Annotated in this window: 10 protein-coding genes; 6 read left to right on the forward strand and 4 right to left on the reverse strand. The window is 70.6% G+C overall.

The window, feature by feature from the left end; genetic code table 11:
• Nucleotides 1-9: 9 nt before the first annotated feature.
• Complete coding sequence (locus tag AC6CCG_RS20370; protein ID WP_496656460.1) at nt 10-1,515, reverse strand: MDR family MFS transporter; 1,506 nt, start codon at nt 1,513-1,515, stop codon at nt 10-12.
• Nucleotides 1,516-1,775: 260 nt separating this feature from the next.
• On the reverse strand, nt 1,776-2,537 hold the full coding sequence (locus AC6CCG_RS20375; protein ID WP_496656461.1) for an ArsR/SmtB family transcription factor: 762 nt from the start codon (nt 2,535-2,537) through the stop codon (nt 1,776-1,778).
• Between the two features lie 130 nt (nt 2,538-2,667).
• Between AC6CCG_RS20375 and AC6CCG_RS20380 the strand changes: the two genes are divergently transcribed.
• Nucleotides 2,668-5,160, forward strand: a complete 2,493-nt coding sequence (locus AC6CCG_RS20380; protein ID WP_496656462.1) for a family 78 glycoside hydrolase catalytic domain — start codon at nt 2,668-2,670, stop codon at nt 5,158-5,160.
• A gap of 39 nt (nt 5,161-5,199) precedes the next feature.
• On the opposite strand, the gene AC6CCG_RS20385 is transcribed toward AC6CCG_RS20380, so the two are convergent.
• A complete protein-coding gene (locus AC6CCG_RS20385; protein WP_496656463.1) occupies nt 5,200-6,390 on the reverse strand; it encodes a pyridoxal phosphate-dependent aminotransferase in 1,191 nt (396 codons plus the stop codon).
• Nucleotides 6,391-6,604: 214 nt separating this feature from the next.
• On the opposite strand from AC6CCG_RS20385, the gene AC6CCG_RS20390 reads away from it, so the two are divergent.
• On the forward strand, nt 6,605-7,042 hold the full coding sequence (locus AC6CCG_RS20390) for a hypothetical protein (protein ID WP_496656464.1): 438 nt from the start codon (nt 6,605-6,607) through the stop codon (nt 7,040-7,042).
• On the opposite strand, the gene AC6CCG_RS20395 is transcribed toward AC6CCG_RS20390, so the two are convergent.
• Nucleotides 7,016-8,104, reverse strand: coding sequence for an FAD-dependent oxidoreductase (locus AC6CCG_RS20395; RefSeq protein ID WP_496656465.1), 1,089 nt, complete (start codon nt 8,102-8,104; stop codon nt 7,016-7,018). The two genes, AC6CCG_RS20390 and AC6CCG_RS20395, sit on opposite strands and share 27 nt — an antisense overlap.
• A gap of 214 nt (nt 8,105-8,318) precedes the next feature.
• On the opposite strand from AC6CCG_RS20395, the gene AC6CCG_RS20400 reads away from it, so the two are divergent.
• From AC6CCG_RS20400 to panC, 4 genes are all read left to right on the forward strand, one after another.
• Nucleotides 8,319-9,869 carry an ankyrin repeat domain-containing protein gene (locus tag AC6CCG_RS20400; RefSeq protein WP_496656466.1) on the forward strand — a complete coding sequence of 517 codons (1,551 nt, stop codon included), beginning with the start codon at nt 8,319-8,321 and terminating at the stop codon, nt 9,867-9,869.
• Between the two features lie 172 nt (nt 9,870-10,041).
• On the forward strand, nt 10,042-10,434 hold the full coding sequence (panD, locus tag AC6CCG_RS20405) for an aspartate 1-decarboxylase (protein WP_377487597.1): 393 nt from the start codon (nt 10,042-10,044) through the stop codon (nt 10,432-10,434).
• Nucleotides 10,434-11,294 carry a 3-methyl-2-oxobutanoate hydroxymethyltransferase gene (gene panB / locus AC6CCG_RS20410; protein ID WP_496656467.1) on the forward strand — a complete coding sequence of 287 codons (861 nt, stop codon included), beginning with the start codon at nt 10,434-10,436 and terminating at the stop codon, nt 11,292-11,294. The genes panD and panB overlap by 1 nt, the downstream gene beginning before the upstream one ends.
• Before the next feature lie 10 nt (nt 11,295-11,304).
• Complete coding sequence (gene panC, locus AC6CCG_RS20415; RefSeq protein WP_496656468.1) at nt 11,305-12,204, forward strand: pantoate--beta-alanine ligase; 900 nt, start codon at nt 11,305-11,307, stop codon at nt 12,202-12,204.
• The last annotated feature ends 105 nt before the right edge of the window (nt 12,205-12,309 follow it).

Consider the following 12,309-nt stretch of genomic DNA (forward strand, 5'->3'; position numbering starts at 1 on the left):
CGGTGAGACTCAGCGGAGCTCGGCGGCTCCCGGCTCCACCTCTGGCTCGATGGTCGGCTCGCCCGGCTCATCGGGCTCGGCCTTGGTGGTGCGCAGGAAGGCGGCCAGGACGATCGCCGCGATCCCCATCAGGGCCGCGACGCCGAAGGCCAGCTGGATGCCTTGGTTCTGCGCCAGCACCTCGGGGGTGCCGGTGCCCAGTGCGGCCTGGCTGCGGATCGTCATGATCGTCACCAGCAGCGCCGTGCCGGCGGCGCCGGCGACCTGCTGCAGCGTGCTCAGCACCGCGCTGCCGTGCGAGTGCAGGTGCACCGGCAGCGGGTTCAGCGCGGTGGTGAACGCCGGCGTGAACATCGCGGCCAGGCCCAGCGACAGGGTCAGGTGCAGGCCGAGCAACTGCCAGATCGGCGTGGTCGGGTTGACCGTGGTCAGGCCCCACATCACCAGCACCATGACCGTCGCGCCGAACATGGCCAGGCCCTTCGGCCCGTACCGGTCGAACAACCGGCCGACGATCGGCGCCAGCACACCCATCAGGACGCCGCCGGGCAGCACCAGCAGGCCGGTGGTCAGCGGATCCAGTCCGCGGACGTTCTGGAGGTAGATCGGCAGCAGGATCACGGTGCCGAACAGGGCCAGCATTGCCACGCAGAGCAGGCCGACGCCGGCGCGGAACATCGGGAACCGGAACACCCGCAGGTCCAGCAGCGGGTTGCCCGGCGTGTAGAGCCGGGTCTGCCGCCAGACGAAGATCACCAGCGAGACGACACCGATCACCAGCGCGCCGATCGCGACGACCATGCTGCCGCCGTGGCTGGCCTCACCGAGCTGGCTGAGGCCGAAGACGATGCCGCCGAAACCGGGCACCGAGACCAGGATGGACAGGACGTCGAGCTTCGGTCGGGACTGCTCGCCGACGTTGACCAGCTTCACGGCCCCGTACGCCAGCGCGATCAGGGCGATCGGCAGCACCAGCAGGAACATGAACCGCCAGGACAGGAACTGCAGGATCAGCCCGGACAGGGTCGGCCCGATCGCCGGGGCGACCGAGATGACGATGCTGACGTTGCCCATCACCGCGCCGCGCTTGGCGACCGGCACCAGCCCGAGCACCGTGGTCATCAGCAGCGGCATCATGATCGCGGTGCCGGATGCCTGGATCACCCGGGCGATCAGCAGCACGGTGAAGCCCGGCGCCAGCCCGGCCAGCAGGGTGCCCGCGGAGAACAGCGACATCGCCAGCAGGAACACGGTCCGGGTGGTCAGCCGCTGCAGCAGGAACCCGGTGGTCGGGATCACCACGGCCATGGTCAGCATGAACACCGTGGACAGCCACTGACCGACGCCCGGCGTGATCTGCAGCTCGCCCATCAGCTTGGGCAGGGCGACACCCATGATCGTTTCGTTCAAGATCACCACGAACGCGGCGACCAGCAGCGTGATGATGATCTTCGTGTGGGAGACGGGTTGGCCGTCCCGTGAGGTCGCGTCGACGGGTTGGGTTGGCGCGGTCATCCGGTGGTCCTTCGTGACGTCGGGCTGGGGGTCGGGCAGCAGCGGCGCTGTGTGGTCAGAGGTTGAGACTGGTCGGCGGACCGAAAGTCATCGGTGGGAACGTCGGGCCGAGCCCGGATAGTCCCGCCATTCTGGCCCGTCGGCGCAAATCCGGGTCTCCGGCGGCCTGCGGGCAGCGTGAAACTCACATGCCGTCAACCCTACGGGCCGTCACTGACAGGCGTCACCGGAATTTCGCCACCGGCAGAGTGACGCCAGTCTCACGGCATCTCCCACGGCGCCTGGGGCAGCGGCCGGCCGGTCTCCAGGAACGACTTCAGGTTGGACAACACGGCGGGCCAGCCGCTGGCGGCGCCGGCCTCGGGGGCCATGTTCTCGTGCGTGACGGTCAGCCGGACGATGCTGCCGTACGGCTCGATGTCGAACGCGACCCGCTCCGAGTCCTCGTTCTCCGGCGCCCCGTCGTCGACCCAACTGAACCGCAGCCGGCGCGGCGGGTCCGACTCGAGCACGGTGCCGCCGCCGTCGTTCAGTCCACTGCCGTCGCTGCGCCGGTGCTCCCAGTGGGAGCCGACCTGCCAGTCGGTCGAGACGTTGCTGTGGCCCCAGTAGGCGGCCGACAGGTCCGGATCGGTGATCGCCTGCCAGACCCGTTCGGGCGTGCTCTCGATGTAGGTGACGTACACGAAGTTCGGTCGGTCGGTCATGGCTTCCGCCCTTTCCTTGATGGTGGCGAGCGCGGCCAGCCGGGGTTGCTCGAACCGGCCGATCCAGCGCTCCTGGATCTCGTTGATCGGCACCGGGTTGAGGTAGTGCAGCTTGCGCCGCCCCTGCCACACGATGCTGACCAGGTTGGCCCCTTCCAGCAGGGCCAGGTGCTGGGTCGCGGACTGGCGGGTCATGGCGACCCCGGAGCAGAGCTCGCCGAGCGTCTGACCGTTCCGCTCGCGCAGTCGGTCGAGCAGTTGTCGCCGGGTCGGATCGCTCAGTGCCCGGAACACCAGGTCCACGTCCTCAGCCATGACGCCACAATATGCAGGTAAATGCCTGCATATCAAGGTCGGGCTGTACGCGAGCGACGCCAGGCCCGGCCTTCGGGACGCCGAGCAAGGTCAGTGGCACGTTTCAATCGGGTTCGGCAGGATGGGCGCCATGACTCGCCGGCTCCGCGTCGATGATCAATCCGCACCGCTGGCCGTGGCCGGCGAACACCCCCGGTTCAGCTGGGCCGGCACCGGGACGGAGGCCAGGATCGTGGTCTGGCCGGCCGACGACCCCGGGAACCCGGCCTGGGAGGCGACCGAGCTGGGCGATCCGGCCGTCGGGGTGGCCTACGCCGGCAGCCCGTTGCGGCCGGGCACCCGCTACCGCTGGCGGGTCGAGGCGGACGACGAGCGGGCGGAGGCCGAGTTCCGGACCGCGCCGGCGGCCTTCCCGACGGTCGGCCGGTGGATCGGCGCGCCGGGCGGAGCCGAGTTCGGCGAGCCGGTGCTGCGGCGCACGCTCCGGATCGACCGGCCGGTCACCGAGGCGATCTGGTACGTCTGCGGACTCGGGCTGCAGCGTCCGGCGATCGACGGCCGCCCCGCCAACGATCACCGGCTCAGTCCGCCGTTCGCGGCGTTCGACCGGACCGTCTGGTACGTGCCGAGCGACGTCACCGACCGGCTGGGCCTCGGCGAGCACGAACTCGAGATCGCGCTGGGCAACGGCTTCTTCGCGGTGCCGACGCCGAACGTCTGGAACTGGCACACACCGCCCTGGCTGGGTCCGCTGCGCGCGGTCGCCGAACTGGAGCTGCGGTACGCCGACGGGAGCCGGGAGCTGATCGGCACCGACGAGTCCTGGACGGTGACGCGGGGCGGCACCACGCTGAACTGCTACTACGCCGGTGAGGCGTTCGATGCGACCCTGCCGCCGGGCGACCCGGTGCCGGCGGTTCCGCTCGACCCGCCGGCTGGTGAGCTCCGGCCGCAGGCGCATCCGCCGGTCCGGGTGACCTGGACCGGCGGTCCGACCTGGACCCGGGTCGGGGATTCCTGGGTGGCCGACTTCGGCCGGACCATCGCCGGCTGGGTCCGGCTGCGGACCGACCAGGCGGCCGGGCAGGAGGTCATGATCACCTACGCCGAGGCGGTCGAGGAGGACGGTCTGCTCAGGCCGCGCAGTGTGCACGTCGAGGGCGACCGGTTCCAGGTGGACAGCTACCGGGGCAACGGTGAGCTTGATCAACAGTGGGAGCCTCGCTATTCGTACAAGGGATTCCGGTACGTCCAGCTGGACGGGCTGACCCACCTGCCGGACGCCCGTACCCTGACCGCCTGCGCCGCGCACAACGACGTCGACCGGGTCGGCGTCTTCGACTGTGCCGAGCCGCTGTTCGTCACGTTCGCCGACGCGATGGCCCGGACGATCACCAACAACCTGCACCACGTGCCGACCGACACCCCGGTGTACGAGAAGAACGGGTGGACCGGCGACGCCCAGCTGGGCGCGCCGACCATGATCAACTTCTTCGACCTGCGGTCTTTGTTGGGCAAGTGGCTCGATGATCTTCGGGACGGGATGCTCGAGGAGGGCGCACTGCCGGTGATCGCACCGACGGCGGGTTGGGGCTACAACCAGCTCGCGCCGTCGCCGGAATGGACCACCGTCTATCCGTACCTGGTGCGGGAGTTGTACCGCCACTACGGTGATCGTTCCCTGCTGAACGATCACTGGCCGGCGGTGGCCCGTTACCTGGACTGGGAACTGGGCAAGCTGGTCGACGGGCTGCCGGTCTCCGAGCTCGGCGACTACCTGGCGCCCGGCACCCAGGGCAACGGTCCGGACGACTCGGTGCTGACGGCGACCGCGTTCCTGATCCGCGCGCTCCGCTCCGCGGTGGAGATCGCGGACCTGATCGGAACGCCGGCCGACGGCGCCCGGTTCGCCACCGCGGCCGACGAGCTCCATGAGCGACTGCTGCAGCGCTGCCTGGCGCCGGAGCGGGACGCGATCGTCGTGGGTGATCACTACAGCCAGACGGCGAACGCGACCGCGCTGGTGCACGGCCTGATCCCGGACGATGCGGTGCCCGCCGTCGTGGCCCGGCTGGTCGCCGACGTCGAGAGCCGCGGCCGGCACCACAACGTCGGCTGCATCGGGGCCCAGACGCTGCTCAAGGCGCTGACCTGGAACGGCCACGGCGAGTTGGCGCTCGCGCTGGCCCGGCAGCGCACGTATCCCAGCTGGGGTTACTGGTTCGACCAGGGTGCGGACACGATGTGGGAGTTCTGGGAGGCCACCACCCGGTCCCGTGATCACTACTTCCACGGCACCGTCGTGCAATGGCTGATCGAGGATCTGGCCGGGCTGACCTGCGGTGATCATGGCTGGCGTACGTTCCGGGTCCGGCCCTGGCTGCTCGGCGATCTTGATCATGCGTCGCATTCGATCGACACGGTCCGCGGCCGGGTCGGCGTGCGCTGGTCCCGCTCCGGCGGCCGGGTCGAACTCGACGTGACCGTACCGCCGGGATCGACGGCCGCCGTCTCGGTGCCCGGCGCCGAGCTGGAGCCGCCGGCCGGTGTCGCGGTGGACGCGGCCGGCGAGTTCGCCGTGAGCTCAGGCGTCTGGCGGTTCACCGGGTCGATCGGCGGCTAGCGGCGAGCCTTCGGCCTCGGTGAGCGGGACGGTGCTCGGTCAGCGGCCGCGTTGCTGAAAGGCCAGGATGCGGCCGACGGCCTCGCCCACCGCGGCCGGGCCGGCCGCCAGGGACAGTCGGATCCAGTCGTCGCCGTGCACGCCGTCGAAGTCCAGCCCGGGGGTGATCGCGACACCCTGGTCGTCCAGCAGGGCGGCCGCCCAGTCGGCGCTGGTCCGGTAGCGGGTCCCGAGTTGATCATGGATGCCGGCGTAGACGTAGAAGGCGCCGTCCACCGGGGCGAGCCCGGTCCAGCCCAGGTCGTCGACCGCATCCAAGATCAACTGGCGAGCCTGGGCGTAGCCGGTGACGGCAGCATCGGCCTCCGCGTACGACTCCTCGGCGAACGCCTGGATCGCGGCGTGCTGGGCCGGCACCGGAGGGCAGAGCGCGATGTTGCCGGCCAGGGCGTCGAAGCCGGGCACCAGGTCCTCGGGCAGCACGGTCCAGCCGAGCCGCCAGCCGGTCATCCCCCAGTACTTGGAGAAGGAGGAGACGATCACCGACCGTTGATCATGAGCCAGCGCACAGCTCCCGACCGATCCGGTGTAGCTGATCCCGTGGTAGATCTCGTCACTGACCAGCCGTACGTCATGATCACGGCACCAACCGGCCAGCGCGGCGAGCTGATCATCGTCGATCATGGTCCCGGTCGGGTTGGCCGGAGACGCGAGCACCAGCCCGGCCACCGGACCGTCGGCCAGGGCGCGGTCCAGTTGATCGACACTCGGCTGGAAGCGCAGCTCGGGCCCGCAGTCGAGCTCGACCACGGTGCAGCCGAGCGAGGCCAGGATGTTGCGGTAGGCGGGATAGCCGGGCCGGGCCAGCAACACCCGGTCGCCGGGATCGAACGCGGCCAGGAACGTGTGCAGGAACGCGCCGGACGAGCCGGTGGTGATCGCGATCCGGGCCGGGTCGACCTCGAGGCCGTACCAGCGGGCGTAGTGGCCGGCCAGCCGTTCCCGCAGCGGCCGGATCCCGAACGACTCGCTGTAGCCGAGCGGGATCGGCTCGGTCATCAGTTCGGCCATCCGGCGCCGGACCGGGGACGGCGCACCCTGCGACGGCTCGCCCGCACACAGCGAGATCACCTCGCGGCCGGCGGCGCGCAGCTCGGCCACCCGGGCCAGCACGGTCATCACCGTGAACGGCGGCACCTGGGAACGGGACGACGGGCCGAACTTCTGCATAGGGGCCAGCCAATCAGATCCGGCCGGCACCTCCCAGCCGCCACAGCAGCCCCACCACCCGCGAGAAAATGGCGCTTTACACGAGAAGCATCTGTGGGGAAGCGACAGTTTTTCACGGGACGTGAAAAACCGCGGCGCCGGTTCACCCGGGACGGGGCGCCGATCCGCTTGCACGGGGGAGGTGTCCGGCGGGCGGCTCGGGGACGGTGGTGGCATGACTTCGCAGACGTACGAACTCGTCGAGCCGGACACCCGATCGGTCGCGGCCGGGAGACTCGCGATCGCCGGTGGTGTGGCGCTGCTGGTGATCGCAGCGCTGCACCTGATCACCATGAGCGTGCACGGGCTGTGGGTCGGCTGGTTCGCCGGCGACCTGCGGTCGGCGGTCCCGGGCGATCCGGCGCTGGGTGCGTTCTGGGCCGGGATCGGCGGCTTCGCGGTGCCGGTCGCTCTGCTCGGCGTCATGATCATCCGGACCGCTCGCGCGGGTCGCCGCAACCATCCGGTCATCGGCTATGCACTGCTCGGTTGGGCGGCGCTCTGCAGCTATCTGGTCGGGCCCGGCGGGTTCCTGACCTTCGTCGTCCCGGGCCTGTTGTTGATCATGGCCGATCTGCTGGAACGCCTACGCCACCACGGATTCCGCCGCTGACTGTACGGTACGCACGGCAGCCAGGGCGGCCACCCGGCCGGCCCGGTTGGCGCCGATCGTCGAGGCGGACGGGCCGTACCCGACGAACTGGATCCGATGATCACGAGCGGCTGTGGTCGGGGTGTGCTGATCCAGCCGGGCGATCAGCCGGATCCCGCCGCTCTCCTCGCGCAGCCGCAGCGGCGCCAGATGGCCGACCGAAGGCCGGAAGCCGGTGGCCCAGATGATCGCGTCGACCCGCTCGAACCGGCCGTCCGCCCAGCGCACCCCGTCCGGCTCGATCGAGGCGAACATCGGCTGCCGGTCATAGGCGCCGAGCTGCAGCGCCCGCTGCTCCTGCGGCCGCAGCTGCAGGCCGGTCACCGAGACGACGCTCTGCGGCGGCAGGCCCTCGCGGACCCGCTGCTCGACCAGCGCGACGGCGGCCCGGCCGGCGTCCTCGGTGAACTCGTCCGTCCGCCAGACCGGCGGGCGCCGGGTCACCCAGAGCGTCTCGGCCACCGGGGCCAGTTCGCCGAGGAGCTGGACGGCCGACGCACCACCGCCGACCACAACGACCCGCTGCCCGCTGAAGGCCTCCGGGCCGGGGTAGTCGACCGGGTGCAGTTGCCGTCCGCGGAACGTCTCCTGGCCCGGGTAGTACGGCAGGAACGGAGTTCGCCAGGTCCCGGTCGCGTTGATCAACGCCCGGGCCCGCCAGACACCCCGGTCGGTGCGCACGAGCAGGGTCCCAGCCGGCTCGCTCTCGACCCGTTCGACCCGTACCGGCCGGACCACCGGGAGCTCGAAGCGCTCCTCGTACCGCTCGAAATAGTCCGGTACGACCTCGCGCGCCGGCCGCCGCTCGTCATGCGCCGGGACCGCCATCCCGGGCAGCGCGGCAACCCCGTGCACGTCGGCCATGGTGAGGGTCTCCCAGCGGTGCTGCCAGGCGCCGCCGGCCCGCGCATTCCCATCCAGGACAACGAAGTCGGCGCCCAGCCGACGCAGATGGTAGGCGGCCGAGAGGCCGGCCTGGCCGGCCCCGATCACGACGATGTCGATCTCCCGGGGCGCCTCCATGTCCGTCACAACCGCGGTCGGCGCCGGCTTGTTCCCGCAAACCGTGATGCTTGATCATTCCGGGCGGTCGGGGTTATGGTCGTGACGGTTGATCAGGCAGCCCCCGGTCCGTGGGAAGGGCTCAGTCCACCTGAATCTTGATCTTGGAGTTGGCACACACCTGCCTCCTTTCGCCCGACGACACGGACATCGGGCCCGTCGAAAGGAGGTCGGCATGCCGACCAAGCATCTGCCCGATCAGCCCAATCTCGATCACCTCCGCCAGCAGGCCAAGGCGCTGCAGCGCGCCGTGCGTTCCGGCGACGGCGAGGCCGCCGGACGGGTGGCCGAGTGCTATCCGGGCGGCGTACCCGCCGATCCCGCGGAGTTCGGGCTCAGCGAGGCCCAGTTGGTGGTCGCCCGCGAGTACGGGTTCCCGAGCTGGCCGCGGCTGAAGCGCTACCTGGACGTCGTGACCGAGTTCCGCTGGGATCCGGACACGAGCCACGGCCGGACCGATCCGGCCGCCGACTTCTGTCGGCTGGCCTGTCTCACCTACACGCCGGACGACGGCCCCGACCAATGGGAACTGGCCCGATCGATCCTGGCCGCGAACCCCGGCCTGGCCCGGGACGACGTGTGGGTCGCGGCCACGGCGGCCGACCTTCCCGCGGTCACTCGCCTGCTCGCGGCCGACCCGTCGCTGGCTCGGCGACGCGGCGGCGCGAACCGGTGGACGCCGCTGTTCCAGCTCGTCTACTCCCGGCTCGATCCGGAGGTCTCCGCGGACCGGGTGCTGGGCACCGCCCGCCTACTGCTCGACGCCGGAGCCGACCCGAACGAGGGCTATCTCTGGAACGGGTGGCCGAACGTGTTCACGCTGCTCACCGGTGCGTTCGGCGAGGGTGAGCAGGGTCCGAAGCGACAGCCGCGGCACCCGCACTCGATCGCGTTGGCCCGGCTGCTGCTCGAGGCCGGTGCCGATCCCGTGGATGACCAAACCCTGTACAACCGGCAGTTCCGGCCGGACAACGATCACCTCGAGCTGTTGTTCGCGTACGGACTCGGCACCGGTGCCCGGCCGGGTCCATGGCGGGAGCGGATGGTCGACATGGCCGCGGATCCGGCCAAGAAGCTTCGCGTCCAACTGCGCTGGGCGATCGAGCACCGGTTCGCGGAAAGGGTCCGGCTGCTCGCGGCGAACGGCGTCGACGTTCGGGCGCCGTACGAGGACGGACGGACGCCGCTGGCCATCGCCGAGTTGTACGGCGGGCCGGACGTGGTCGAGGCGATCCGGGGCGCCGGAGTCGATCAGCCGACGGCCGAGAACCCGGCCGATGCCCTGGTCGCGGCCGTGTTCCGGGCTGATCGCGCGGCGGTCGAGGCGCTGGTCCGGGACCATCCGGAGGCCGTCGAGGCGGTGCGCGGGCCGCGGGGCTGGAACCTGCTGCCCTGGGCCGCAGCGGCGGACGGCCGCAGCGAGACCGTACGGCTGCTGGTGGGACTCGGGCTCGCCGTCAACTCCCTCGGCCGGTCCGACGTGCCGGTCGACGGCGGCTGGATCGAGACCGGCTGGGGCCGGGCCGGCGGCGAGCGCGGCGGTCACACGGCGCTGCACGAGGCCGCCTATCGCGGCGACGCCGAGCTGGTCCGAACCCTGCTCGACCTGGGTGCCGACCCGACCCTGCAGGACACCGACCACCGCGCCACCGCGCTGGGTTGGGCCGCGCACGCGGCGGGCGAGGGTCAGGATCGAACGGCCGTGATCGACCTTCTTCGCGGTTGACCCCGTGTCCTGAGCCCGTCGAAGGCGCTCTGCCCTTCGACAGGCTCAGGGAACGTCCATCCCTCCCGGCTCGGGGAGCAGGCACTGGCCCGAGGTCCTAAGCTTGGGTGCTGTGTTGGAACCAACCGCCTCGGGTCAGACCCCTGAGGAGCCGTGACCGTTGCTACGCACCATGTTCAAGTCGAAGATCCATCGCGCCACGGTGACCCAGGCGGACCTGAACTACATCGGTTCGCTCACGGTCGACGAGGACCTGATGGACGCGGCGGACCTGCTGCCCGGCGAACAGGTCTCGGTGGTCGACATCACCAACGGCGCCCGGCTGGAGACGTACCTGATCCCGGGCGAACGCGGCTCCGGGGTGATCGGGGTCAACGGCGCGGCGGCGCACCTGGTGCAGGTCGGTGATCTGGTGATCGTCATCTCCTATGCGGCGATGTCCGACCAGGAGGCCCGCAGCTACGATCCGACCGTCGTCCACGTCGACGCCGGCAACGCGATCATCACCGTCGGCCACGATCCCGCCGAAGCCGCGCCCGGTCTCGTCCTGCAGCGGGACGGCTGATGTCGGAACCCGCACCGTACGGCCAATCCCAGGACCCTGTTCAACGCAGGGTCCGGATCGGTGACCTCCAGCGGGCCAAGCAGGACGGCCGGCCGTGGGCGATGCTGACCAGCTACGACCAGTACACGGCCGCGATCTTCGAGTCGGCCGGGATCGACGTCCTGCTGGTGGGCGACTCGGCGGCCAACAATGTGTACGGCTACGAGACGACGATCGGGGTCACCGTCGAGGAGCTGATCCCGCTGGCCCGAGCCGTGGTCCGGTCCACCCGGCGCGCGTTCGTGGTGGCAGACCTGCCCTTCGGCTCGTACGAGAGCGGGCCGGACCAGGCGCTCGCCACCGCGGTCCGCTTCCTCAAGGAGACCGGCTGTCACGCGGTCAAGCTCGAGGGTGGCGTCCGGACCGCGCCGCAGATCGAGGCGATCACCGCCGCCGGGATCCCGGTGATGGCGCACATCGGATTCACGCCGCAGAGCGAGCACGCGCTGGGCGGCTACCGGGTGCAGGGTCGCGGGGTGGCGGCCGAGTCACTGCTGGCCGACGCCCACGCGGTGGCCACGGCCGGCGCGTTCGCCGTCGTCCTCGAAATGGTGCCCGGCGAACTGGCCGGCCGGGTCACCAAGGAACTGTCCATTCCCACCGTCGGCATCGGTGCCGGACCGGAGTGCGACGCCCAGGTGCTGGTCTGGCAGGATCTCGCCGGACTGCGCACCGGTCCGCTGCCGCGCTTCGTCAAGCAGTACGCCGACCTCGCCGGCGAACTGCGGCGGGCCGCGGAGACGTACGCGGGCGACGTGCGGGAGGGCAGGTTTCCCACCGCCGAGCACACTTTCGGCAACGGCCGGACGAATCCTTCCTAGGGGACGCAGCATGAAAGTCATTCACTCGATCCACGAACTGGAGCTGGCCCGGGCCCAACTCGGCGACGCCCAGGTCGGACTGGTGCCGACCATGGGTGCGCTGCACCCTGGGCACCTGTCGCTGGTCGAGATCGCTCGCAAGCTGACCGACGTGGTCGTCCTGAGCATCTTCGTCAACCCGCTCCAGTTCGGTCCGGAGGAGGACTACGCCCGCTACCCGCGGCCGTTGCAGCAGGACCTGGAGGCCTGTGAGAAGGCCGGCGTCGAGATCGTCTTCAACCCGGGCGTCAACGACCTGTTCCCGGCCGCGCGGCAGGTGAGCGTGCAGGCCGGCTCGCTGGGCACCGTGTTCGAGGGCGCGGCGCGGCCGAGCCACTTCGACGGGATGCTGACGGTCGTGCTGAAGCTGCTCAACCTGGTCCGGCCGACCATCGCACTGTTCGGCCGGAAGGACGCGCAACAGCTGGCCAGCGTGAAGCGGATGGTGACCGACCTCAATGTCGATGTCGAGATCGTGCCGGCGCCGATCGTCCGGGAGGCCGACGGGCTGGCGATGTCCAGCCGGAACCAGTACCTGTCGCCGCCGGACCGGCAGTCCGCACAGGCGATCTGGCGTGCGCTCAAGGCGGCCAGCGACGAGGTGACCGCGTCGGCCGCTCGGCGTACGGCGCTCGAGGTGCTCGACCAGGCCGCGTTGGACAACCCGAACTTCGTCCTCGACTACGCCGAGGTGGTGGATCCCGACACCTTCGCGGTGCTGGACGACGAGGACAGCGGCCCGGCCCTGCTCGCCGCCGCCGCGATGGTCGGCGGCACCCGTCTGATCGACAACGTCGAGCTCACCCTCGCCGCGCCCACGGAGGACGACGGCGACACGGCCGACACCCGGGTGGGCGCCGCCCGGTCCTGACCCGCCCGTCCCTTGTTGATTTCCGCCGGGAGTAACCGGCGGAAATTCACACCGGTTCGTACCGGTCGCGTCACGACACGCCGCGAAACCTCGCTGAGCTGACCC

It is taken from the genome of Microlunatus sp. YIM B11417 (assembly GCF_059617205.1).